Raw genomic sequence first — 23,470 nt, forward strand, 5'->3', positions numbered from 1 at the left:
ATATCTATCCGATATCGGCCGGTTTAATTTCCGGTGTGCTCTGCGATTTTATGCACCGCCACGAATAAAACAGATTGAACAGTACAACGGCGGCGGTGAAATAAAAGACAGAAGCAAAGCCGAAATGTGCGGCAACCCAGGCGCCCATTAACGGTCCCGTAACATTACCGGCATCGCGCAGTGCCTGGTTATAGCTGAAAATCCGTCCGGCGATTTCATGGGTGATATGATAAATAATCAGCGTCTGTACCGCGGGCAGTAAGGCGGCATTAACGGCACCGAGCAGAAAACGCAGGGCACCCAACTGCCAGTAATGGGTTACCCAGGCCATCGGCAGGATGACAAAAACAGAGACAGCCAGCATGGCAATCAGTACTTTATCCGGCCCTATCCGGTCACTCAGCTTCCCGAGGCGCGGGGCACTGATAAGTGCTGCCAGTCCCGGTACGGAGGCAATCAGTCCGCTGATAAAGGCAAGGTTTTCAGTATGTCCGCCCAGCTCCCGGATATAGAGGGTGATAACAGGGCTGACCGATCCCGCGGCTATCTGAATACACATCGTGGTAAAGAACAGACAGATCACCAGGCGCGGATTTTTTATCGCTGCAAAGACCTGCTTTGTGCTGAGGGCATCTTTACGTGATACCGGGGTGAAGTTTTCGCGGACAAAAAACAGGGTGACAAAAAAGCAGATAAACAGCACGGTGGCGGTAATATAGAAGACCGGGCGCAACCCGGTGTGATCCGCCAGAAAACCGCCGATAAGCGGGCCGATAAGTGCACCACTGACGGCCCCGGTGGAGAGTGTGCCCAGCGCCCAGCCGGTGCGTTTAACCGGCACCTGAGTGGCAATCAGGGCATTGGCATTCGGTACAAAACCGCCCAGCAGCCCGAGCAGAGCGCGGAGAAACAGCAACTGCCAGACATTCTGCGCAAAGCCCATCAGCAGCATGACGATAGCCATACCGAGCGCCGAGCGCAGCAGCATCAGTTTACGGCCTTTGCGGTCAGAGAGTTTGCCCCAGAAAGGTGCAGCGATAGCAGAAAACAGGAAAGTAATACTGAATGCCGCTCCCGTCCATAAATTGAGTTCTTCGTGGTCTGTCACCCCGAGCTCTTCCACATAGAGCGGGAGAAAGGGCATGATCAGGCTGAAGGCGGCGCCGGTCAGAAAACAGCCGAACCACACAACATAAAGATTTCGTTTCCAGTTACGGTTGGGGGCTTTGTTCTGCATTAGTGTAGTGATTTCATTCCTTTGTCAGAGCGGTAAAACAAACACGGCTGTTTCAGATGAAACAGCCGTGAGCGGATTAATGGACGTTATCCCGGTTATGATAGAGGGACGGTTCGCCTTCCGGCCGTGTTTTGAAGCGCCGGTGCAGCCACATATACTGCTCCGGGGCGCGCAAAATTTCAGTTTCCACAATATGGTTCATAAACGTTGCCGCGGCAATATCATCATTCTCCGGGAAGTTTTCCGCCGGCGGCTGAACCAGTAATTCATAGCCTTTACCGTCCGGTAAGCGGCGGGGGGTAAAAGGCACCAGAACAGCACGGCCTGCTTTAACCAGTATAGAGGTACCGGTAATGGTGGCGGCTTTCTCCACTGCAAAGAATGGCGCAAAAACACTTTTATGCGGGCCGTAGTCATGATCCGGCGCGTACCAGAGGATCTCACCGTCACGCAGGGCGCGGATCATCCCTTTGACATCTTTACGGTCAATCATGGATTTATTGGAGCGCATACGGCCGATTGTCTGTACCCAGTCCATGACCGGGTTATCATTCGGACGGTAAACACCGATTCCGGGGCTCATGATCCCGATAATCCGCGCGCCCAGTTCCAGCGTCAGGAAATGGATACCGACAACAATGATGCCTTTACGCTCTTTCTGTATTTCATAGATGTGCTCAAAGCCATCAGTACGAAACCAGCGTTTTATCCGCCAGTCCGGCCAGAACCAGGCCATACCGGTTTCAAACAGCCCCATACCGACGGATTCAAAGTTTGCCACCACCATCGCTTTGCGTTTTTCATCCGGCATATCCGGAAAACACAATTGCAGATTGCGATCAGCAATTTCCGCACGGCGTTTGAGAAAGCGCATGGACAGGCGGCCCAGCCGGGTGCCAAGCCAATAAATCACCGGATACGGCAGCAACACCAGCACATACAGCACGCCCAGGCCAAGCCAGGTCAGCCAGTAGCGGGGATGCAGAAACGAGCGTTGAAATTCAGGAGCTGTAATCATAGTCAGACATCGTTGTTATCAGAAGCATCAGCAGATGCGGGTTCATGTAAATGATATAACACTAAATTATACGTTGTATCGGCGGCAGATGTCAGTATTCCGCAGTGCTGTTTTCAGGAGCGGTAATACTGTTGAGTTGCGTGACCAGCTCAGCAAGACTGCCGGCCGCCATTTTTTCCATCACTTTGGCGCGGTGCACTTCGACGGTTCTTACCGCAACGTGGGCGATATCGGCGATTTCCCGGTTCATCAGCCCCCGCGCCACAAAACCGGCGATCTGACGCTCTTTGGGTGTCAGGGTCTGAAAACGTTCGCGGATTTGTGCGCAGGTCACTGCTTTGGCAGTCGCCGCCTCCGCCAGAGTCAGCGCCGCCTGTAACGGCTGTGTGGCAACCGGTTTCTGCAGGAAATCCACCGCACCGAGTTTCATCTGTTCAACCGCCATCGGCAGATCACCGTGGCCGGTCAGGAAAATAACCGCCAGTGTGCTGTGCTGCTCCAGAAGGATCTGATGCACCCGGCAGCCGTCCATATACGGCATGCGCATATCCAGTAATACAATACCGTAAGTGTGCAGCGGTGCCTGTGCAATAAATGTCCGGCTGTCATTCCAGACACAGACGTCATAACCGAGGCTCTCCAGTAAAAACTGACACGCCTGTGTCACAGCAATATCATCATCAACCAGGTGGATCACGGGCATGGGGGCTCCTCTGTCGGTTCACTGAAGATAAGGGTAACACATAAGCCGGGCTGTTCGTCCGGACCGGTGCAATTTTCCATATGAATATCACCGCCCTGGCTGCGCATCAGGCGCTGGCAGATCACCAGTCCGAGCCCGAGCCCTTCCGCACGGGTAGACCGGAACGGTGAGAAAGGCTGTATCAGCTGCGTTTCATCCATCCCGCCGCCGTTATCCTGTACCACCACTATCTGCCCGCCGGGAGTGTGGTGATGCGTTACCCGGATGCAGTCCGCCCCGGCCTGAAGACTGTTGCTGAACAGATTGGAAAGCACCTGATCGAGCAGTGCCGGAGGTAAGTGTAATACGGCATCATGAGCAACGGTGTTATATAAAACCGCAGCAGGATATCGTTCCGTAACCCGCAGCAGTTTCCAGACCAGATCCGGCACCGCGGCCACATTTTGCGGCACCGGTGCGCCTTCCGGTGAGGACGGGCTGTTTCCCGCCCACAGCCGCAGATTACGGATAATACTGGCGCCGCGTTCGGCCTGGCTGTCAATCTGCGACATAACCGGCAGCAGCGGATGTGCGGGATCTTCCCGTTCCAGCCGGATTTGCGAGCCCTGGGCATAATGACGGATAGCGGACAGCGGCTGATTCAGTTCATGAGCAAAGCCGGAGGCCATCTCCCCGAGCACACTGAGTTGCTGGGCTTTTTCCAGATCCTGCTGCTGGCGCTGTAACTGAGAATGCGCGGCTTCCAGCTGGCGGGTGCGGCGGCGTACCCGGAAAGCAATCCAGACATGATTAATGCCGAGCAGCAGAAAGACCAGGGCAACCGAGCCTAACAGCCAGCTGTTTTTCCGGCTCCAGCTGATAATCTCCTGCCAGAACTGACGCTGCTGCGGGTGCTGATTGACCTCGCGCAGCAGGTTTTCCACCTGACGGGTGGATGACGGCGCACCCCAGCGCATCGCCTTTTCACCGTGACTGTTGAGCAGGACGCGGGTGACTTCATCTGCCAGTTCATCCGGGACATCACTGCCTGCGGCAAATGACCAGTTCGGGTATAACTCACTGCTCGTCCAGCAGGGAATGGTGCTGTCGTGCCGGATCAGCGGGCGGAAATCATCCTGATGAATGAGCCCCTCTTTATCCATGGATTCAATCAGACATGCCGGGACAATCGCGCCGGAAATTGCGTTATCCCGTAACAGATAGAGCAGGGCATCAGCCGGAAAACCGGAGAACTGAAGATGGAAATCACGCGGCGGGTTGATACCTGCATCGCGTAATGCTTTATAGCCTAATAAATAGCCGCCGAAGGCATCGGGTGCGACCGCGCCGACTTTTTTACCGGTCAGATCCGCCGGTGTCTGATAAGGGCTCTCTTTGCGCACCAGCAGGACACTGCCGATCACATTCCGGGTGGCGTTATCCGGCTCATAAGCCGAACGAAGGGAAACCAGCCAGCGCAGGGGAAAATTACTGTCCAGCTGAATAAATTGTGCCGGATTGGTGAGGACAAACTGCACTTTATTACTGTGCAGGGCTTCCCGCATCTGATCCAGCGTCAGCGGCAGCAGCGTGAAGTGTTCACCGGGCAGCGCGCGGTTGAGTTGTTCTGTCAGCGGCTCCCAGTAATGACGTGTCGGTGCATCCCCCCGCAGAGCCAGCACACCGATAGTCCATTGTGCGGCAAACGAATAGGAGGTGAATAATAACAGTATGGTCAGCAACCCTGTGCGTACGGCCATCTTACATATGTTCCGGGTTCAGTGCGTCCTGAGTCAGTTTTCCGGGAAAAATCTGTTGTTTTAGATCAACGTATTCCCCGTTATGTGGTTAACCACAATAGGGGAAGTCTCCGGCAATTTTTACAATCCCCATAATGACATATCCCTTTACTCAACAACATGTTTATTCCTTTTTGGTTGAGTTTGAATACGACGAGCAATGAAGTTCCAAATACACCGGAGAGCAGTATGGATCTTGGCAAACGAAAATTTCTGCAAAACCTGGGCGTCCTGACAGCAGGTACGGCTCTGGTTCCGATGGCGGAGGCCGGTCTGCATTTTTCGCCGACCCGCCGTGAAGGTGACCCGTCAAAGCGCTACGGTATGCTGATTGATTTACGCCGCTGTGTCGGCTGTCAGTCCTGTACCGTCAGCTGTTCTGTTGAAAATCAGAGCCCGCAGGGGCAGTTCCGCACCAGTGTCAGTCAGTATCAGATTCAGATCCGTAATGAAGAGGCAACAACCAACGTGCTGCTGCCGCGTCTGTGCAACCATTGTGATAATCCGCCGTGTGTGCCGGTTTGTCCGGTACAGGCCACCTTCCAGCGGGAAGACGGTATCGTGGTGGTGGATAACACCCGCTGTGTCGGCTGCGCCTATTGTGTGCAGGCCTGTCCGTATGACGCCCGCTTTATTAACCACAGCACACAAACCGCAGATAAATGCACATTCTGTGCCCACCGCCTGGAAGCCGGGTTATTACCGGCCTGTGTTGAATCCTGTGTCGGCGGCGCGCGTATTATCGGTGACCTGAAAGATCCGTCCAGTACCATCAGCAAAATGCTCAGAGAGCACGAAGCGGCGATTAAGGTACTGAAACCGGAAAACGGCACACTGCCGCAGGTGTTCTATCTGGGACTGGATGAGGCTTTTGTTCATCCTCTGGAAAACCGCGGACAGCCCGCATTATGGCAGGAGATCCACTGATGACTGAACAAGTGATGTTAATTCAGGAAGTGCTGGTCCGGCCGCAGGAAATTACCTGGCTGCCGTGGGCGGTACAATACTTCTTTATGATCGGGATAGCCGCCTGTGCCGCCCTGTATGCCTGCTGGCAGCGCTGGCGCGGAGATAAACGGGATGCCCGTCTGGAGATGCTCGCGGTCTTTATCAGTATCACGCTCGGGATCGCTGCTCCGCTGGCACTGACGGCGGATCTGCATCAGACCGCCCGCGTCTGGCACTTCTACGCCTATCCGACACCGTGGTCATGGATGCCGTGGGGAGCTGTGTTCCTGCCGGCGTTTACCGGTTGTATTGGTCTCTATTTTCTGGCGCTGGTGGCGGACAAAATCTGGCATAAGCAATTTAAACTGACCCGCTGGGTGGCGCTCGGCAGTGCCGCATTCGCCATCGGCCTGTTGCTGTATACCGGCCGTGAGGTTTCTGTGGTGCGTGCGCATCCTATCTGGTTCAGTTACTGGATACCTGTGCTGCTCTTTTTCAGTGCATTGCAGGCTCTGCCTGCCCTGATGATGCTGGGTGCCCGCCGTGAGCCGCAGTACCAGGCACAACTGGCGCGTTTACAGGTGGTTTCCTTACTGCTGCTGGCAGTGTGCATGGGGTTCTGGATCGCCGGTGATACCATTTCCGGTGCGGCTATCCGTGAACAGCTCCGTTTCGGCACAACCGGATGGACGCTGGCTATGGGGGAAATTGTTCTGTGGATTGCATTGATGGTGCTGGCGGTTCGTCTGCTGACACATCGTGGTTCAGTGGCGTATGTCACCATTCACACGCTGCTGACGCTGTTCCTGACCTGGTCGCTGCGCTGGCTGCTTCTGATGCAGGTACAGACGTTACCGAAATACAATGTCATGCACAATCCGTACAGCCTGCCGATGGGGACGGATGGTATTCAGGCCATTATCGGTACGATCGGTTTATGGATAGCTCTCGTGATTATATTCCGTGAAGGTATCCGCTGGGTTAATAACAAAGTACAGAATCAACAGAAAGTCGCGCAGGACGGGGGTGTACAACATGGCTAAGTCAACAAGACGTCAGTGGTTAAAAGCAGGTTTGGCGATCGGCGGACTGGCAGCGTTCGGTTACAGTTACCGCGATGTGGCGAAACGCGCCGTCGACGGGCTGATGAACGGTACCTCCGGAAAAGTGACTCTGCATCGTATTAACGGCAACTCGCTGATCCCGGAAGGGAACGCGGTGAAGGGCTGGCAGGCGGAAAGCACACAGGCGGTCTCGATGACGCAGTGTTTCGGCTGCTGGACGCAGTGCGGTATCCGCGCCCGTGTTGACCGTGAAACCAATCAGGTGATCCGCATTGCCGGTAACCCGTATCATCCGCTCTCACACGACCGCCATATCGCCTATAACACGCCGCTGGCGGAAGCCCTGAAAAATATGGGCGGCGAAAGCGGTCTGGAGGGACGATCCACTGCCTGCGCCCGCGGTGCGACCCTGATGGAAGGCCTGCACAGCCCGCTGCGTATCCTTGAGCCGATGAAGCGCGCCGGTAAACGCGGCGAAGGCAAGTGGCAGCGCATCAGCTTTGAACAACTGATAAAAGAAGTGACGGAAGGCGGGGATCTGTTCGGTGAAGGTCATGTGGACGGTCTGCGTGCTATCCGTGACCTCAATACGCTGATTGACCCGGCACAGCCGGCACTCGGACCGGTGGCAAACCAGCTACTGGTGACCAACGCCGGGGATGACGGGCGCGATACCTTTATCCGCCGTTTTGCCCTGAATGCGTTCGGCAGCAAAAACTTTGGTGCGCACGGCTCGTACTGCGGGCTGGCTTACCGTGCCGGTTCCGGGGCGCTGATGAACGATCTCGACAAAAACGCCCACGTCAAACCGGACTGGGATTATGTGAAGTTTGCTCTGTTCCTCGGCACCTCTCCGGCGCAGTCCGGTAACCCGTTCAAACGACAGGGGCGCCAGCTGGCCAATGCACGGATCCGGGACAGTTTTAACTATGCGGTTGTCTCTCCGGCACTGCCGCTGACCACCACACTCGCCAATGATCACGGACACTGGGTTCCGATCACGCCCGGTACTGATTCCGCGCTGGTGATGGGGATGATCCGCTGGATGATTGAGAACAACCGCTGCAACAGGGAGTATCTTGCGGTTCCGGGTGAAGTGTCAATGAAACGTACGGGGGAGTGCAGCTGGACAAATGCCTCGCACCTCGTGATCACCGATGATGCCCATCCGCTGGCCGGTCAGCATCTGACAGCGGAAGCGCTGAACGGACAGACATCTGAAGAACCGGTGTATATCGTGCTGACAGAGCAGGGTGAGCTGGTGCCTGCGGATAACTGTGACCGTGCGGTACTGGAAGTCAGTCAGCCGGTCACGTTGGCAGATGGCACCACTGTAAATCTGAAGAGCAGCTTCCTGCTGCTGAAAGAGTCCGCGCAGCGCTTTACCCCGGCAGAATACAGCGCCCGCTGTGGTGTGCCGGAAGAAACAATTGCCGCACTGGCGAAAACACTGACGTCGTACGGCCGCCAGGCAGCCGTAATTTCCCATGGCGGTATGATGTCCGGTAACGGTTTTTATAATGCCTGGGCGGTGATTATGCTGAACGCACTGATTGGCAACATGAACCTGAAAGGTGGTGTGTCTGTCGGCGGTGGTAAGTTCAACGGCGCCAATGACGGGCCGTGCTACAAAATGGACAGCTTCCCGGGCAAAGTGAAACCGAAAGGCATGAACCTGGCGCGCAGTAAGTCAGTTTATGAAAAGTCCGATGAGTACAAAAACAAAGTGTCTGCCGGTCAGAACCCGTATCCGGCCAAAGCACCGTGGTATCCGCTGGCAGCCGGTCAGCTGACAGAACAACTCGGCTCCGCGCTTGAGGGGTATCCGCACAAGCTGAAAGCCTGGATCACCAATATGACCAACCCGCTGTACGGTATTGCGGGAATGCGTCAGGTGATGGAAGCGAAACTGAAAGATCCGGCACATCTGCCGCTGATTATCGGCATTGATGCCTTTATGAATGAAACCACCGCACTGGCAGACTACATTGTCCCGGATACCCATAACTTTGAAAGCTGGGGATTCAGTGCGCCGTGGTCCGGTGTGCAGACCAAAGCCACCACTGCCCGCTGGCCGGTTGTTGAGCCGCGTGTGGCAAAAACAGCGGATGGTCAGCCGGTTGCTATGGAATCCTTCTGTATTGCGGTGGCAAAAGCCCTGGATCTGCCGGGATTCGGCGACGATGCTATCGCAGACAATGACGGCAACACGTACCCGCTGAACACGGCAGAGGACTATTATCTGCGTGTGGCCGCGAATACCGCCTTTATGGGCGAGAAACCGGGGCCGGAAGCCAAAGAGGCGGATATCCGTCTTTCCGGAGTGGATCGCATCATGCCAGCCATGCAGCAGGTACTGAAAGCGGATGAAATCAGCCGGGTGGCATATCTCTACAGCCGCGGCGGTCGTTTTGCACCGTATGAAAAGGGCTGGGACGGAGAGAAAACCGGGCCGCAATGGAAACAGCCGCTGCAGATCTGGAATGCGGATGTGGCGCAGAACCGCCATGCCATCACCGGTGAGCGTTTCAGCGGATGTCCGGCCTATTATCCGCCGCGCCTGTCTGACGGCAGTGATATTGACCGTGTTTATCCGGCAGAAAACTGGCCGCTGAAACTGATGTCCTTTAAATCCCATGTGATGAGCAGCTCAACCACCATGATAGAGCGTCTGCACCATGTAAAACCGTCAAATCTGGTGGCAATTAACCCGGCCGACGGCGAAAAATTCGGTGTGCAGCACGGGGATCTGGTACGTATCACCACACCTGGCGGCAGCGTCGAAGCGCAAATCAGCCTGCTGAGCGGTGTGATGCCGGGTGTAGTGGCGATTGAACACGGTTACGGACATCACGAAATGGGTGCACGCCAGCATTATCTTGACGGTGAAGCGCTGGCGACGGATAAGCGCATCGCGTCCGGTATTAATATTAACGACCTGGGCTTCGCTGACCCGACCCGTCAGGTGGCGAACACCTGGCTGGACTGGGTAACCGGTGCTTCTGTACGGCAGGGACTGCCGGCGAGAGTGGAACGGATTTCCGCGGCCTGATTACATTATCTGCCTCAACCCATCATCCGACAATTATTATAAAGCTGTAATGCAATACCTCTGACCACCTCCGGGTGGTCTTTTTTTGCCGCAGAAAACACAAAGGACACCAAATGGTGTCCCTCTTGTGCAGTCTTTACCGGTCAGTGTCTGATATTGTCTGACTGATTATAATATTCACCGGATTCAATTTTATCGATACCGGCCTGAAGTATATCAATTAACTGACGGGCGACATCTGTCGTCAGCCACATGGTTTTATCCACTTCTGCATGTTCGGGAGACTGGGACTGATCCTGCAGATAATGCAGGCGCAGCATCATAGCGTCGTAACTGTCGACGGTACTGATGTCCCATCCGATGACCGGATGAGTCTGAATGACGGCTTTTTTATCGTTCATTGAACCTCCTAATCATACTGCAAGATGGTTAATATCTCTGACTAAGAGCTGACATCCCGTTAACAACGGGTAGTATCAGTATAAGGTCTTTTTGCAAAGTAAAAAGGGGGGGATAAGACTTTTATTATGCAAAAAACGGGAAAATTGTCTTCTCTGAACATAAAAACTGAGCAATAAGACGTTTTTCATCTTATTGCTCTGAAGGACTGCGTATTTATACCCGGTCAGTATTACTTAACGGCAGGTTTTTACATCCCAGCGGGCATCGGTTCCGGCCAGGAAAGGAACTAATATATCCTCTGCACCGTTAATAGTTTCCGGTGTGATAACTTCCCGGCGGGTTAATTCGACAAAACCATCATTGACCGGAAGGCCATAAAACGCCGGGCCGTTCAGTGAGCAGAACGCCTCAAAGTGTGCCAGCGCATTCATCTCCTCAAAGACAGTGGCATAAGCAGCCAGTGCAGTCGGGGCATTAAACACCCCGGCACAGCCGCAGGCAGACTCTTTGCGGTGGCGCGCATGAGGTGCACTGTCTGTGCCGAGGAAGAAACGTTTACAGCCGCCCGCCACTGCCTGACGCAGTGCTTCCTGATGCACATTGCGTTTCAGTACCGGCAGACAGAACAGATGCGGGCGCACACCGCCGGCCAGCATATGGTTGCGGTTAAACATCAGATGCTGTGGTGTCAGTGTGGCGGCGATATTATCATCCCCGCCGAGTACATACTGCGCGGCATCTTTGGTGGTGATATGTTCAAAAACCACTTTCAGTGCCGGAAAATCACGGCGCAGCGGGATCATCACATCATCGATAAAGCGGGCTTCGCGATCGAAAATATCAATATCGGCGTGAGTCACTTCGCCGTGCACCAGCAGCGGCATGCCGTTGCGGGACATCATCTCCAGCACCGGATAAATATTGCGGATATCCGACACGCCGTGAGCGGAGTTGGTGGTCGCATTTGCCGGATACAGTTTGCAGGCGGTAAACACACCTTCACGGAAACCGCGCTCAATCTCTGCCGCATCTGCGTTATCGGTCAGATAACAGGTCATCAGCGGGGTAAAGTTGTGTCCCCGCGGCACTGCGGCCAGAATGCGATCGCGGTACGCTATTGCGGCATCAGTAGTGGTAACCGGCGGAACCAGGTTCGGCATCACAATAGCGCGCCCGAAAAATTCACTGGTAAAAGGCACAACAGTACTGAGCATCGCACCATCACGGAAATGGATATGCCAGTCGTCAGGGCGGCGGATTTTCAGGGAAGTAACAGGATGAGTCATTGAACCGGCTCCGAAATAAGTAAAGGATAACCTGATGGCGGGTGCCATAAGCCGGAAAAGAATGATAGAACGATTCGCCGGTAAATACCATGTTAATTTGCGTTTCTGCGTGACCGGCGGAAAAACGGCGGTGTTGTTACAGAAACAGACGGGGGAATACTGAAGGTGTACCGGGATTAGCGGGATCATTGATCGGTTGTTTTTGGTGTCTGTTGTAAAATCCGCACTATTGCTTTGCACCTATATAGCATCTGATCTATATTATAAGGACATAACGTGTGGAAGATAATTACAACAGATAATTTTGCAGCGTGGTTTGCTGAGCAGGATGACGGGGATCGTACAGCAATACTGGCGGCGATGCTGGTATTGGAGAAGACCGGACCCGGTTTATCAAGACCGTATGCGGATACTGTGAAAGGTTCGCGTTATACGAATATGAAAGAGTTACGTATACAAAGCAGGGGGCAGCCGATAAGGGCATTTTTTGCATTCGACCCTGAACGGAGAGGTGTTTTGCTGTGCGCGGGATATAAAACCGGCAAAGAAAAACGTTTTTATATGCAGATGATCCCGCAGGCTGACCGTGAGTATACAGAATGGCTGAACAGGCCGGAAAACAGGAGTTAACAATGGGAAAGTCACTCAGACAACTGCTGGCTGAGGAAAAGCCGGAAGTTGCGGCAGCAGCACGGGTTCAGGCGGACGAGATCCTGCTGAATATCCATCTGGCGGAACTGCGGGAAAAAGTGAACAAAACACAGGTGGAAATGGCACAAGCGCTGGGAATCAAACAGCCGACGGTCGCCGGGATGGAAAAACCGGGGCGTGATGTCAAATTATCCACGCTGAGACGCTATGTGGACGCTATCGGCGGAAAACTGAATATTGATGTTGAGCTGCCGGACGGCACGCATTATATGTTCAGGGTCTGATACGGGATACGGCGGATAAAACAGAGAAATAAACAGGAGAGGTAAACGTTGGCTCCTCCAGCTGGACTCGAACCAGCGACATACGGATTAACAGTCCGCCGTTCTACCGACTGAACTATGGAGGAATATCTTCAACGCGGGGTGCATAGTAGTGCGGTGGTGCGGGTTTGTCAAAATGAAAAATAACTTTTTGAATCGTTCGCTTTGTTTATGATCACTTTGCGGAAAATAACAGCGTGAAACGGAATTTTTTGCCTGTAAATCAGTCAGTCACAGGAAATAAAAACAGATAAATAAAAACAGCTAAATAAAAGATGGCGGCGTGTCAGAAAGCAAAAAGCCCGCTCAGTGAGCGGGCTCTTAAATCTGGCTCCTCCAGCTGGACTCGAACCAGCGACATACGGATTAACAGTCCGCCGTTCTACCGACTGAACTATGGAGGAAGCGTGTTCTCTGTGAGAACGGGGTGCATAGTAATGCGGTCAGTACGGATTGTCAAAGCGAAAATCAGGGAATGTGATCTGTTTGCTGTACTTATGAGCATTCAGGCGGAATAATCATCAAAATCACAGGGTTAACAGGTATAAATCCGGGTTTTTAATTGACGGAGATAACAGGAAAGGCGATAAGGGAGACCGATGATCAGCAGAAATGAAAAAAGCCCGCTCAGTGAGCAGGCTTTTAAATTTGGCTCCTCCAGCTGGACTCGAACCAGCGACATACGGATTAACAGTCCGCCGTTCTACCGACTGAACTATGGAGGAATTGCGTTCTCGCGAGAACGGGGTGAATCATAGCTATCCTGCGGCAGCTTGTAAAGGGCAAAATGCAAAAAAATGACTGAGTGGCTAAGGCTTGAGCAATTGCAGATAAGCAGGGGCAGAAATGCAAAAAGCCCGCTCAGTGAGCGGGCTCTTAAATCTGGCTCCTCCAGCTGGACTCGAACCAGCGACATACGGATTAACAGTCCGCCGTTCTACCGACTGAACTATGGAGGAAGCGTGTTCCCTTGGGAACGAGGCGCATATTAACGGGGTGACCCGGTTGTGTCAACGGGAAAAAAACAATTTTATACCGTTTGCTCAGCAAGTAACCCGGGTGAATAAAAAACAGGCATAAACAGAGGGTTAAGCCGCACCTTTCATCCAGTGAGAGCGTGGTTTTTCCGGGTGTTCTTCCGGATAGGCCATCAGATGCAGGTCATAAAACGACATTGTACCTTTTGTCTCTGTCATATGACGGATATCCTGCTTCAGTGTATCGCTGACCTGAGGGTGACTCAGTATAGCGGCCAGTGTTTCCTGCGGTACGGCTTCGCTGACAAACCATTCGCCGTTGTAGCACACCCGTAAATCCAGTACGCCGATATCGGAAAAACGGTAAACGGGCTTAACTTCAAAAAGTAAAACCGCGGCCATTACCAGGAACAGGGCGCTGAAACCGAGCAGCCAGTAAAAACCGAAGTAGGGTGCATAATAAATAAGAACACCCAGCACGAGATAGGATACGACCATCGCCAGACATAAATAAGGATAGGTGCGGATAAAATGACTGCTGAAGCGGGGTTTCCCGTCCCGCTTCTCACGCTGGTTGATATTATCAAGAGCGCCGGTAATTAGTGTTCTGACGACATCCATAGAATGACCTCCGGAGGTCTGCTGCTGTTCTGATACATTATATTAACATGTCCGGAACACAACCGCGCAGAACAGTTACGGCGTTTGTGAGGAATAACTGTTATGTTGTAAGGATTATTAAGAATAGTCTTACTGCTGTTAAATCAGGTGCGTCCGGCAGCTCAATTTGCTGAATTCGCAGACAATTAGCCGGATAAAAGTTAATAAATATGAGCTCTTTCACTTTTTTTAAAATTCACGGCAATAAATCAGTTGCTATTCATCCCCACTCATGAGTTAATGTTTGCGGCCCTAAAAAGAGCAGCTTTATGTATGACAACTGAGTTTGAGCGTTTAAGTTGAGTGTTATCCAGGATAGCCTTTGACCGTTTCATATGCTGTGTGCCTCCATTTAGTTTTTGCTTCCGGCCAGTACCTGCCAAAATGGCAATGCATTTATTTATATATAGGAAAGTCACATGTCTGACAAAATGAAAGGTCAAGTTAAGTGGTTCAACGAATCTAAAGGCTTTGGTTTCATCACTCCAGCTGATGGCAGCAAAGATGTTTTCGTTCACTTCTCTGCCATTCAAGGCGCAGGTTTCAAAACCCTGGGCGAAGGCCAACAAGTAGAATTCACCATCGAGAATGGTGCTAAAGGCCCGGCTGCAGCTAACGTAACTCCGCTGTAAGATATAGCCAAACCGAATTCCAAGCCTGCCGCGTAAGTGGCAGGCTTTTTTTATATCTTTTTTTTATATCTATCACCTTATTATGATCACCGGGAGCCGGATTATGCAGATTAACGACACCGTTTATGTCAAAACGGATGCGGATGAGCCCCGCGAAGGCCGGATATTACTGATCGAACCTTTTAGTGAAGGTGTGATGTATCTGGTGGCTCTGCCGGAATATCCGGACGGCATCTGGTTCTTCAATGAAAAGGAGGGCGGGGATGGTGTATTCATCACGCCGAAAAATAATTTCTGACTTTACATATTTTTGCGGACACCCTATACTCCGCGCATCTTTTCTGAACAGAGGACCCGGATTTGGACAGTCACAGTTATCACTCAATTAATAACTGATCCGGCACACCTTTCTTTTCTGAAACTGTCTGCCGGTACGATGATGGCGGGCAGCACCTCTCTGCGGTACTGCACTTTTTATAATTACAGATGATCTGCCGGTTCCCGGTTGTATCACTGCGACAGGTATGCAGTATGTTTATCGTTTCTCACGCACTCTTTCCTCCTGGTTACTGAGCAGAATTCTTTCGTTATTTTTACATTTTCTGCTGTTAACACCTGACGCTGTTGCGTCTTTCGGGTGGAGGTTACTATGTTTGCAATTCCTTATTTACTCAATTTACTGGCTGCGCTGGCACTTGGCGCGCTGATTGGTGCGGAGCGCCAGTGGCGTCAGCGGATGGCCGGTCTGCGGACCAATGCTTTGGTGGCAGTAGGTGCCGCTGTATTTATCTTAAGTTCTGTCACGACATCACCGGATAGTCCGGGCCGGATAGCCGCACAGGTGGTTTCCGGGATCGGTTTTCTGGGTGCCGGGGTGATTATGCGTGAAGGTATGAATATCCGCGGACTGAACACGGCCGCCACATTATGGTGCTCTGCCGGTATTGGCGTGCTGTGCGGACTGGGGGAGTTTGGTCCGGCGTTGACAGCTGCACTGGTGATCTTATGCGCTAATATTTTGCTGCGGGAAGCTGCGCAGCGTATCAATGCACGGCCGGTTATTCACGCCACAGATCTCGTACAGGACTACAAAATCCGGGTTATCTGTCATGAAAAAGATGAAATTCTGGTCAGAACGGTGATCCTTCAGGCGCTGAATGGTTCACATGTCCGGCTGCACTCACTCAGCAGTGCAGATACAACCGGCGGCAAACTGGAGGTTTGTGCCGAAGTTCGTGCGACACCGGCAGAGCAAAAAGAGATTGAAGGCATTGTCTGCCGGGTCAGTCTGGAAAGAAGTGTCAGTGCAGTAAACTGGATGATTGCATCTGAACTGCCGGTTTGATACTTTTTGTGCGCTATACAGTGACTACCGTGATTATTTTAATAAATTCTTAAGATTAAGCCGGGGGTAAATCCACCGGCTTTATTCTGTGTATCAACAGAATATTCATATTTAGCGATAATTTTTGATAGGGATGCAGAGTGTTTTTTACTTATTTTAAGAATAAAGAACTAAATCCTCAGCTGTCCGGCGGATAGAAATCACCTGATCAGTGTCACACTACAGCTGATTTTTCGTGGGGGTGAAGCGGGATCCCGGGATGAAAAACACGATTTTCATCATAACGGTCTGCCCGGATTTAAGAAAGTTTTCAGAAAAATGGTGATAAATCGTGATGGTAATCACAAGGTGGTACTTTTTCCCCGGCAATCTGTCGCTGACATAAAAAGCAAAAAACTGAAAATTTTGATCTGCTTACTTATTCCGGGTGTGACAGAAAAAATGTATCTCCGTACCGGGCGGAACAGGATGAAATGTTTATCCAAAATCCGGGGACAACCGTAATACTACTCTAATTTGTAAAAAAAAAAAGTATATAGTAACCATTGGTTACTATATTGAAGGTGATTACTTCAGGCTTATCTGACGGTATCTATGCTACATTTAATTAACGACTTTGCTAATAGGAAAATACCGGGATTGTGATGACGTAATGACATTTCTGTGACAAACGGGTGGTAATGTACCTTTCAGAAGCAAAGGCAGATAATCGGAGAGGCGGTTTAGTTTATAAAAGTATCATCTGAACGTATATACATAACCTTATACGCTCCGAAAAGACAAATAAGTGAGCATATAAAAAGAAAAAGGCATTATTCTTTTAAAAGAAATAAAGCACATCCGGAATAGAAAACCTCAAGAATGAATTAAATTCATTTAATCTTTAATTGCTTCTCTGCTAAATAAAGAACCCTCATTAACATAAGATAATTTTATGTTTAATGTCATAAACAGCCCATTTTTTGTTAAAAATTACTAAACATTGATCTGCGCAGGGTATCTGAAATGTTCATGGTTACACTTTGTTATAACGTGGTCATAAACCAGGTAAAAATGAACTAAAGCGTACGATATATCACCATACCGGTTAAAAATAAGTATTTTACACCGCCATTTTTGCCAAGTATTCCCCGCGGCTATGGCATAAAGCAGACTTTCCTAATAAGACCATTTGATCTGTATCAATATATCTGTATTCATTATATGCATGGTGCAAAGGACTTAGCCGACACGTATTTTGAGTCATATTTACCTAAAGATTACTGGCATTTGACTTAGGGGAGTGATAAGTGCGGTGGGTATTTGAGATATGTTGAGACAAAATATAATTAATAGTAAAATTGTACTAATGCATGGTGGGATATTTATCTTTCTGAGATAAAAACAAACATCAGTGGCTTGAATAGTTAATTTTGTGGTGCATAATAAATAACGTCTATAAATGATATAAGATGATTCAGACATTAAATAAGCTGGTGCTGATTTTAATCGTTACTTTTATTGTTTACAGGTATTCCTGATGTGTATTTAATTTAAGTTTACTTTTGTGTGTTTCGCACGCATGCCGGATATTTATATGGATTGGCAGTAAACAATGGAATGAGCTCCTCCGGTATTTATAACATTACGTAAAACAGGATCTCCGGTATCACACAGCGCCGGAGATAGTTTCTGCTGTACTTTGATGCTGCTGATATTCGGATAGGATAAAAAATGAGCCAGACGACTGATTTTCTGAAGCATATTTATGATATTAACCTCTCATACCTGCTGTTAGCCCAAAAACTTATTGCTCAGGAAAAAGCTTCTGCCATGTTCCGCTTAGGCATTAACGATGCAATGGCAACTACGTTAGCAAACCTTACGCTCTCTCAATTGGTCAAACTGGCAGAAACCAACCAGCTAATCTGTCAGTTCAGATTTGAGAGCAGCGAAACCATTGAAAAACTCACACGTGATTCCCGCGTGGATGAATTACAACAGGTTCATACCGGAATTTTACTGTCAACCCGCCTGCTGCAAACGCACGGCGCGGCTGGCACTGACTCACACGCAAGAAAAAGATAAGTATCATGGCCGAAAAAAGTATCATCAAAGAGGCTCAGGATATCCGTCTCGCGATGGAATTAATCTCTCTGGGTGCTCGTCTTCAGATGTTGGAAAGTGAAACTCAAATCAGTCGCGGACGTCTTATCCGCCTGTACAAAGAGCTGCGCGGATGTCCTCCCCCGAAAGGGATGCTGCCGTTTTCCACAGACTGGTTTATGACATGGGAACAGAATATTCACGCCTCCATGTTTTATAATGCTTATGAGTTCCTGATGAACAGCGGACAGTGCTCCGGTGTTGATGTGATAGTAAAGGCGTACCGGCTGTACCTGGAGCAGTGTCCGCCGGCTCCCGGTGAAGAGCCGCTGCTGGCACTGACCCGTGCCTGGACACTGGTGCGGTTTGTGGAGAGCGGAATGCTGCAGCGTTCTGTCTGCCGCTGCTGCAGCGGGTCATTTGTCACCTACGCTCACATCCCTGAAAACAGCTTTACCTGCAGTTTATGCCAGCCGCCTTCACGGGCAATAAAAAAACGTAAACTTTCCTCACTTCCCGCCGATATTACGCTATATCGAGAGGATGGCATTGCCAAAGCGGTAATGTGACTGGATTGATTTGGTAAACAGGCAAATTCGTTTTGCCTGTCCTTCCTGAAAGTGCCCTTTGACAGCCATCCGATACTTAACTGAGTTAAAGGGAATAGCGTGTTAATACTCATCGGATACATCATTGTTACGGGCACGGTCATCGGCGGCTATCTGATGGTTGGCGGCCACATGGGCGCACTTTATCAACCCGCTGAATTTGTTATTATTTTAGGTGCCGGATTTGGCGCATTTGTCGTCGGTAACAGCGGAAAATCCATTGTTGCCCTGGGTAAAGTGCTGCCGCGTCTGTTCCGCCGCTCCTCCTACAACAAAGCGATGTCAATGGATTTGATGGCGCTGTTGTTCCAGCTTCTTAATAAATCCCGCCAGCAGGGGCTGCTGGCCCTGGAAAAAGATATCGAGAATCCGCAGGAGAGCGATATTTTTTCCCAGTACCCGCGCATTCTTAAAGATCAGGCCGCACTGATGTTTCTGGTGGATTATCTGCGCCTGATGATCACCAGTAACCTGCAAAGTCATGAAATTGAAGCACTGATGGATGAAGAGCTGGAAACATTCCGTCAGGAGAGCGAAGTGCCTGCTTCCGGCCTGAATATGGTCGGGGATTCCATGCCTGCATTCGGTATTGTTGCCGCCGTCCTCGGCGTGGTGAACGCACTGGGTTCTGCCGACCGTCCGGCCGGTGAACTGGGGGCGCTGATTGCGCATGCAATGGTCGGGACATTCCTCGGTATTCTCGTTGCGTATGGCTTTATTCTGCCGCTGGCGTCACTGATCCGCCTGCGCAGTGGTGAACAGCTGAAAATGCTGGAATGCATCAAAGTGACTTTCCTTTCTTCCTTACAGGGTTACCCGCCGCAAATCGCCGTTGAATTCGGCCGTAAAGTGCTGTTCAGCGCAGATCGTCCGTCCTTTACCGAACTGGAAGATAAAGTCCGTGAGGTAAAAGTCAGCCACCGTACCGAAGCGCAGGACGGGGAGTAAACGGACGATGAAACCGGGCAATACGCATATTATCCGCGTCAAAAAGCGGGGCAGTCACGGGCACGGCGGCGGACACGGCGGGTCATGGAAGATTGCTTACGCTGACTTTATGACCGCCATGATGGCGTTCTTCCTGGTGATGTGGCTGATTTCTATCTCCAGCCCGCAGGAACTGACTCAGATTGCGGAATACTTCCGCACGCCGCTGAAAACGGCCATCAACCCGGGAACAAAAACCGGGGATGCGACCAATCCGATTCCGGGCGGCGGCAAAGACATTATTTATAAAGAGGGTGACACTCTGCCGGACCCTGACAGCATGCAGGATCAGCAGGGACAGGATGACGACGGTCGTTTTGAGAAACTGAAACAGGATCTGGAACAGGCCATTCTTAAAGACCCGCGGCTGAATGAACTGAAACCGCATCTGCTGATTGATACCACGGATGACGGGTTGCGGATCCAGATTGTGGACAGTGCCAACCGTCCGATGTTTATGGTCGGCTCCACCCATGTTGAACCGTATATGCGGGATATTCTGCGGGCGATTGCGCCGATTCTGAATGACGTACCGAATCGTATCAGTATTTCCGGTCACACCGATGACCTGCCGTACGCCAACGGCGGCAACTACAGTAACTGGGAACTGTCTGCCGAGCGAGCCAATGCTTCCCGCCGTGAACTGGTCCGCGGTGGTATGGCTGAGAACAAAATTCTGCGGGTGGTCGGGATGGCATCCTCTATTCACCTGGATAAAAACGACGGGCTTGCGCCGGTGAACCGCCGTATCAGCATCATCGTTCTGAATGAAGCGGAGATGGAAAATATCCTCCATGAATATGAAGGGGCCGTTCCCGTTACGGATATACAGCAGCTGAAGCAGTTGCCGCCGCGCAGCGAAACACCGGAACCGCCGGAGATCCCGCCGGTTCCGGGGCCGGAACCGGTCGCTCCGGATCAGACGCCGCCGCAGAACAGTGCCGCAGCGGCGGATACCACACAATAAACAGGATGGACAGGTACTGCCGGATTTCCGGCAGTACCTGTCAGCCGTAACACAAGAAAAAATTGGATAACCGCGATGGATATAACCGAGTTTTATCAAACATTCTTCGATGAAGCCGATGAGCTGCTCCGGGATATGGAACAGCACCTGCTGGAACTTGATCCCCTGGAACCGGACAATGAACAGCTCAATGCTATCTTCCGCAGCGCACACTCCATTAAAGGTGGTGCGGCAACATTCGGCTTCACGCTGTTGCAGAAAACCACACACACCCTGGAAAACCTGCTCGATAAAGCCCGCCATGATGAACTGACGCTGACGCCGGATATTATTGACGTTTTCCTCGATACCAAAGATGTGATGGGCTCACAGCTGGATGCCTATAAGAGCGACACACTGCCGGATGAAGAGAGCTTTAACCGGATCTGTGAAGTGCTCGGGCATGTGGAACAGAGTGTGGCCGATGCTGTGGCTGTCACTGAAACTGCCGCACCGGAAGCTGTCAGCAAAGCCGCAGAGGATACCCCGGCTGCGGAAGATACCGGCACTGTAACGGAAACCGGTTTTTCACATCATTTCACTTTCACACTCAGTAAGCTGAAAGAAAGTGAAGTCGCTTTACTGGCGGATGAATTATCACTGTTCGGCACGGTATACAAAACCGAACAGGGCACCGATACCCTGAAAGTCTGGCTGGGCACCAATACCGCAATTGATGACATCAGCGGAGTACTCTGTTTTGTGGTGGATGATTCACAGATTGCTTATGAAGAAACTCCGGCAGCGGAATTAGCCGCCATTCTGGCCGCAGACAGCACTCCGGCAGAGCCGGAAGCGGAAACAGTCAGCGCACCGGCTGCCGCGGCGGTACCGGCGGTATCATCTGCTGCACCGGCAGCCCGTAAAGCACCGGCTGCGGCTGCAAAAAACAAAGGTGACAGCGGCAGTATCCGTGTGGCGGTGGAGAAAGTGGATCAGCTGATCAACCTCGTCGGTGAGCTGGTGATTATCCAGTCCATGCTGACCCAGCACAGCCAGCAGGTGGATCAGGCTGAATATGCGGATCTGCTCAGTTCTATTGTGCAACTGGAACGCAACTCACGTGCACTTCAGGAATCCGTTATGTCCATCCGTATGATGCCGATGGATTATGTCTTCAGCCGCTTCCCGCGCATGGTGCGCGATATCGCCTCAAAACTGAATAAGAAAATCGAACTGAAAGTGGAGGGCAGTTCCACCGAACTCGATAAGAGCCTGATTGAGCGGATTATCGATCCGCTGACACATCTTGTGCGTAACAGTCTCGACCACGGTATTGAAAAACCGGAAGTCCGTGCGGCCAACGGCAAACCGGAAGCCGGCACGCTGACCCTGGCGGCGGAACATCAGAGCGGCAATATCTGCATTGAAGTGCGGGATGACGGTGCCGGCCTGAACCGGGAACGCATCCTGGCCAAAGCCCGCCAGCAGGGTATGGATGTGCACGACAACATGACCAACGATGAAATCGCGATGCTGATTATGGCGCCGGGTTTCTCCACTGCTGAAGTCATCACCGATGTGTCCGGCCGTGGTGTGGGCATGGATGTGGTGAAACGGAACATCCAGGATATGGGCGGCCGTATTCAGATTGGTTTCACCGAGGGCCGCGGTACCGTGACCCGGATTCTGCTGCCGCTGACACTGGCTATTCTCGACGGCATGTCCGTCAAAGTGGCTGATGATGTCTTTATTGTACCGCTCAGCGCCATTATCAGCACACTTCAGCCGCGTCAGGAAGATATTTACCGCCTTGCCGGTGAGGAAAAAATGCTGCTGGTTCGCGGTGAATATCTGCCGCTGGTCGAAATGCACAAGGTCTTCGGCATTAAAGAGGCTGAGCATGATCTGGCAAAAAGTATCGCCCTGATTGTTCAGAACGCCGGTAACCGTTACGCGCTGCTGGTGGACAGACTGATCGGACAGCAGCAGGTGGTGGTGAAAAATGTTGAAAGTAATTACCGCAAAATTCCGGGGATCTCCGCGGCCACTATCATGGGCGACGGTTCCGTTGCACTGATTATTGATGTGGCGGAATTGCAGAGAATGAACAACGAAATTTTGTGCAAAAAGAAACTGAACACGTCACACGTCGTGATGCAATAAACAAAGGTAAATAACCATGTCGATGATGGATGAAGATTTAAACAAACTCGATGAAGAGAAAAACGGCGAAGGGTATCTGATTTTTACGCTGGGTGAAGAAGAGTATGGCATTGAGATCCTGAAAGTACAGGAAATCCGTGGTTATGAGCAGGTCACCCGTATTGCGAATACCCCGGATTTTATTAAGGGTGTCACTAACTTACGCGGCGTGATCATTCCGATTATTGATCTGCGGGTGAAGTTCTCCCATCAGAACGTCACTTATAACGACAACACCGTGGTGATTGTGGTCAATCTGAAAGATCGCGTGGTCGGTATTGTGGTGGACGGCGTGTCTGACGTGCTGGTGCTTAAAGATGAACAGATTGCACCGGCTCCGGATTTTGCGGTCACTTTATCGACACAGTATCTGACCGGTCTGGGCACGATCGGTGAGCGGATGCTGATTCTGGTTGATATCGAAAAGCTGCTTTCCAGCGAGGAAATGGCACTGATCGACAGCATGGCTGAATGATAATTCAGCCATATAGTTTTGGTTAATCCATCACTAAAGTTTTTTGTCGTGTGACCGATATCAAAAATACAATAACACTATGCCAGTA

The 23,470-nt window shown here is 51.3% G+C and carries 21 protein-coding genes and 4 tRNA genes; 14 read left to right on the forward strand and 11 right to left on the reverse strand.

Annotation, left to right across the window (positions count from 1 at the left end):
• Nucleotides 1-4: 4 nt before the first annotated feature.
• From mdtG to ttrS, 4 genes are all read right to left on the reverse strand, one after another.
• Nucleotides 5-1,237, reverse strand: a complete 1,233-nt coding sequence (gene mdtG, locus JC793_RS07405) for a multidrug efflux MFS transporter MdtG (RefSeq protein ID WP_166707488.1) — start codon at nt 1,235-1,237, stop codon at nt 5-7.
• Nucleotides 1,238-1,313: 76 nt separating this feature from the next.
• Nucleotides 1,314-2,255 (reverse strand): Kdo(2)-lipid IV(A) acyltransferase, encoded by a 942-nt coding sequence (locus tag JC793_RS07410; protein WP_107678427.1) that lies wholly within the window; start codon nt 2,253-2,255, stop codon nt 1,314-1,316.
• Nucleotides 2,256-2,346: 91 nt separating this feature from the next.
• Nucleotides 2,347-2,958 (reverse strand): tetrathionate respiration response regulator TtrR, encoded by a 612-nt coding sequence (gene ttrR / locus JC793_RS07415; RefSeq protein WP_218428012.1) that lies wholly within the window; start codon nt 2,956-2,958, stop codon nt 2,347-2,349.
• Nucleotides 2,949-4,697, reverse strand: coding sequence for a tetrathionate respiration histidine kinase TtrS (gene ttrS / locus JC793_RS07420; protein ID WP_218428014.1), 1,749 nt, complete (start codon nt 4,695-4,697; stop codon nt 2,949-2,951). Before ttrS ends, ttrR begins: the two co-directional genes overlap by 10 nt.
• A 228-nt stretch (nt 4,698-4,925) precedes the next feature.
• Here ttrS and ttrB point away from each other — a divergent pair, with 228 nt between their 5' ends.
• The 3 genes from ttrB to ttrA are packed head-to-tail and all read left to right on the forward strand — an operon-like array spanning nt 4,926 to nt 9,800.
• Nucleotides 4,926-5,663 carry a tetrathionate reductase subunit TtrB gene (gene ttrB / locus JC793_RS07425; protein WP_046892453.1) on the forward strand — a complete coding sequence of 246 codons (738 nt, stop codon included), beginning with the start codon at nt 4,926-4,928 and terminating at the stop codon, nt 5,661-5,663.
• Nucleotides 5,663-6,727 carry a tetrathionate reductase subunit TtrC gene (gene ttrC, locus JC793_RS07430; protein WP_218428016.1) on the forward strand — a complete coding sequence of 355 codons (1,065 nt, stop codon included), beginning with the start codon at nt 5,663-5,665 and terminating at the stop codon, nt 6,725-6,727. The genes ttrB and ttrC overlap by 1 nt, the downstream gene beginning before the upstream one ends.
• On the forward strand, nt 6,720-9,800 hold the full coding sequence (gene ttrA / locus JC793_RS07435) for a tetrathionate reductase subunit TtrA (RefSeq protein WP_218428018.1): 3,081 nt from the start codon (nt 6,720-6,722) through the stop codon (nt 9,798-9,800). Before ttrC ends, ttrA begins: the two co-directional genes overlap by 8 nt.
• Nucleotides 9,801-9,943: 143 nt before the next feature.
• Here ttrA and bssS read toward each other — a convergent pair whose 3' ends face one another.
• A complete protein-coding gene (bssS, locus tag JC793_RS07440) occupies nt 9,944-10,201 on the reverse strand; it encodes a biofilm formation regulator BssS (protein WP_024473889.1) in 258 nt (85 codons plus the stop codon).
• 234 nt (nt 10,202-10,435) lie between these two features.
• Nucleotides 10,436-11,488, reverse strand: a complete 1,053-nt coding sequence (gene pyrC, locus JC793_RS07445; RefSeq protein WP_218428020.1) for a dihydroorotase — start codon at nt 11,486-11,488, stop codon at nt 10,436-10,438.
• A gap of 276 nt (nt 11,489-11,764) precedes the next feature.
• Here pyrC and JC793_RS07450 point away from each other — a divergent pair, with 276 nt between their 5' ends.
• Together JC793_RS07450 and proR are read left to right on the forward strand one after the other, a co-directional pair.
• Nucleotides 11,765-12,118: a type II toxin-antitoxin system RelE/ParE family toxin gene (locus tag JC793_RS07450; protein ID WP_072871765.1), complete on the forward strand. Its 354-nt coding sequence runs from the start codon at nt 11,765-11,767 to the stop codon at nt 12,116-12,118.
• Between the two features lie 2 nt (nt 12,119-12,120).
• The gene (proR, locus tag JC793_RS07455) at nt 12,121-12,423 is read left to right on the forward strand and encodes a transcriptional regulator ProR (RefSeq protein WP_046892450.1); all 303 of its coding nucleotides are present in this window, start codon (nt 12,121-12,123) and stop codon (nt 12,421-12,423) included.
• A gap of 49 nt (nt 12,424-12,472) precedes the next feature.
• Here the strand turns inward: proR and JC793_RS07460 are convergent.
• The 5 genes from JC793_RS07460 to JC793_RS07480 form a co-directional block, all read right to left on the reverse strand.
• Nucleotides 12,473-12,548 (reverse strand) — tRNA-Asn (locus JC793_RS07460).
• 242 nt (nt 12,549-12,790) lie between these two features.
• Nucleotides 12,791-12,866: transfer RNA gene (locus tag JC793_RS07465), tRNA-Asn, on the reverse strand.
• Between the two features lie 245 nt (nt 12,867-13,111).
• Nucleotides 13,112-13,187 (reverse strand) — tRNA-Asn (locus tag JC793_RS07470).
• A 158-nt stretch (nt 13,188-13,345) separates the two neighbouring features.
• A tRNA-Asn gene (locus JC793_RS07475) sits at nt 13,346-13,421 on the reverse strand.
• Between the two features lie 129 nt (nt 13,422-13,550).
• Complete coding sequence (locus JC793_RS07480; RefSeq protein ID WP_166707496.1) at nt 13,551-14,060, reverse strand: YlaC family protein; 510 nt, start codon at nt 14,058-14,060, stop codon at nt 13,551-13,553.
• A gap of 458 nt (nt 14,061-14,518) precedes the next feature.
• On the opposite strand from JC793_RS07480, the gene cspE reads away from it, so the two are divergent.
• The 9 genes from cspE to cheW all read left to right on the forward strand — a co-directional run bounded on the left by cspE (nt 14,519) and on the right by cheW (nt 23,382).
• Nucleotides 14,519-14,731 (forward strand): transcription antiterminator/RNA stability regulator CspE, encoded by a 213-nt coding sequence (gene cspE / locus JC793_RS07485; RefSeq protein ID WP_004240014.1) that lies wholly within the window; start codon nt 14,519-14,521, stop codon nt 14,729-14,731.
• 103 nt (nt 14,732-14,834) lie between these two features.
• Nucleotides 14,835-15,029, forward strand: a complete 195-nt coding sequence (gene dsrB / locus JC793_RS07490; protein ID WP_046892448.1) for a protein DsrB — start codon at nt 14,835-14,837, stop codon at nt 15,027-15,029.
• A 351-nt stretch (nt 15,030-15,380) separates the two neighbouring features.
• Nucleotides 15,381-16,076, forward strand: a complete 696-nt coding sequence (locus JC793_RS07495) for an MgtC family protein (RefSeq protein ID WP_046892447.1) — start codon at nt 15,381-15,383, stop codon at nt 16,074-16,076.
• A 1,713-nt stretch (nt 16,077-17,789) separates the two neighbouring features.
• On the forward strand, nt 17,790-18,143 hold the full coding sequence (flhD, locus tag JC793_RS07500; RefSeq protein WP_004240016.1) for a flagellar transcriptional regulator FlhD: 354 nt from the start codon (nt 17,790-17,792) through the stop codon (nt 18,141-18,143).
• A 5-nt stretch (nt 18,144-18,148) separates the two neighbouring features.
• Complete coding sequence (flhC, locus tag JC793_RS07505) at nt 18,149-18,730, forward strand: flagellar transcriptional regulator FlhC (protein WP_218428022.1); 582 nt, start codon at nt 18,149-18,151, stop codon at nt 18,728-18,730.
• Between the two features lie 99 nt (nt 18,731-18,829).
• Nucleotides 18,830-19,717 carry a flagellar motor stator protein MotA gene (gene motA, locus JC793_RS07510; RefSeq protein WP_046892445.1) on the forward strand — a complete coding sequence of 296 codons (888 nt, stop codon included), beginning with the start codon at nt 18,830-18,832 and terminating at the stop codon, nt 19,715-19,717.
• A 7-nt stretch (nt 19,718-19,724) separates the two neighbouring features.
• On the forward strand, nt 19,725-20,723 hold the full coding sequence (gene motB, locus JC793_RS07515) for a flagellar motor protein MotB (RefSeq protein WP_218428023.1): 999 nt from the start codon (nt 19,725-19,727) through the stop codon (nt 20,721-20,723).
• Between the two features lie 75 nt (nt 20,724-20,798).
• Nucleotides 20,799-22,868, forward strand: coding sequence for a chemotaxis protein CheA (cheA, locus tag JC793_RS07520; protein ID WP_218428025.1), 2,070 nt, complete (start codon nt 20,799-20,801; stop codon nt 22,866-22,868).
• 16 nt (nt 22,869-22,884) lie between these two features.
• Nucleotides 22,885-23,382: a chemotaxis protein CheW gene (gene cheW, locus JC793_RS07525; protein ID WP_046892443.1), complete on the forward strand. Its 498-nt coding sequence runs from the start codon at nt 22,885-22,887 to the stop codon at nt 23,380-23,382.
• Nucleotides 23,383-23,470 lie beyond the last annotated feature (88 nt).

The sequence above is a fragment of the Morganella morganii genome (assembly GCF_019242955.1).
Lineage (GTDB): Bacteria > Pseudomonadota > Gammaproteobacteria > Enterobacterales > Enterobacteriaceae > Morganella > Morganella sibonii.

Bases quoted from the DNA above. Each gene is read 5' to 3' on its own strand.
- pyrC (WP_218428020.1), bottom strand. From the start codon at position 11,488: ATGACTCATCCTGTTACTTCCCTGAAAATCCGCCGCCCTGACGACTGG.
- JC793_RS07410 (WP_107678427.1), bottom strand. From the start codon at position 2,255: ATGATTACAGCTCCTGAATTTCAACGCTCGTTTCTGCATCCCCGCTAC.
- JC793_RS07495 (WP_046892447.1), top strand. From the start codon at position 15,381: ATGTTTGCAATTCCTTATTTACTCAATTTACTGGCTGCGCTGGCACTT.
- mdtG (WP_166707488.1), bottom strand. From the start codon at position 1,237: ATGCAGAACAAAGCCCCCAACCGTAACTGGAAACGAAATCTTTATGTT.
- proR (WP_046892450.1), top strand. From the start codon at position 12,121: ATGGGAAAGTCACTCAGACAACTGCTGGCTGAGGAAAAGCCGGAAGTT.
- JC793_RS07480 (WP_166707496.1), bottom strand. From the start codon at position 14,060: ATGGATGTCGTCAGAACACTAATTACCGGCGCTCTTGATAATATCAAC.
- motB (WP_218428023.1), top strand. From the start codon at position 19,725: ATGAAACCGGGCAATACGCATATTATCCGCGTCAAAAAGCGGGGCAGT.
- ttrS (WP_218428014.1), bottom strand. From the start codon at position 4,697: ATGGCCGTACGCACAGGGTTGCTGACCATACTGTTATTATTCACCTCC.
- ttrB (WP_046892453.1), top strand. From the start codon at position 4,926: ATGGATCTTGGCAAACGAAAATTTCTGCAAAACCTGGGCGTCCTGACA.
- ttrC (WP_218428016.1), top strand. From the start codon at position 5,663: ATGACTGAACAAGTGATGTTAATTCAGGAAGTGCTGGTCCGGCCGCAG.
- cheA (WP_218428025.1), top strand. From the start codon at position 20,799: ATGGATATAACCGAGTTTTATCAAACATTCTTCGATGAAGCCGATGAG.
- cspE (WP_004240014.1), top strand. From the start codon at position 14,519: ATGTCTGACAAAATGAAAGGTCAAGTTAAGTGGTTCAACGAATCTAAA.
- bssS (WP_024473889.1), bottom strand. From the start codon at position 10,201: ATGAACGATAAAAAAGCCGTCATTCAGACTCATCCGGTCATCGGATGG.
- ttrA (WP_218428018.1), top strand. From the start codon at position 6,720: ATGGCTAAGTCAACAAGACGTCAGTGGTTAAAAGCAGGTTTGGCGATC.
- ttrR (WP_218428012.1), bottom strand. From the start codon at position 2,958: ATGCCCGTGATCCACCTGGTTGATGATGATATTGCTGTGACACAGGCG.
- dsrB (WP_046892448.1), top strand. From the start codon at position 14,835: ATGCAGATTAACGACACCGTTTATGTCAAAACGGATGCGGATGAGCCC.
- cheW (WP_046892443.1), top strand. From the start codon at position 22,885: ATGTCGATGATGGATGAAGATTTAAACAAACTCGATGAAGAGAAAAAC.
- flhC (WP_218428022.1), top strand. From the start codon at position 18,149: ATGGCCGAAAAAAGTATCATCAAAGAGGCTCAGGATATCCGTCTCGCG.
- flhD (WP_004240016.1), top strand. From the start codon at position 17,790: ATGAGCCAGACGACTGATTTTCTGAAGCATATTTATGATATTAACCTC.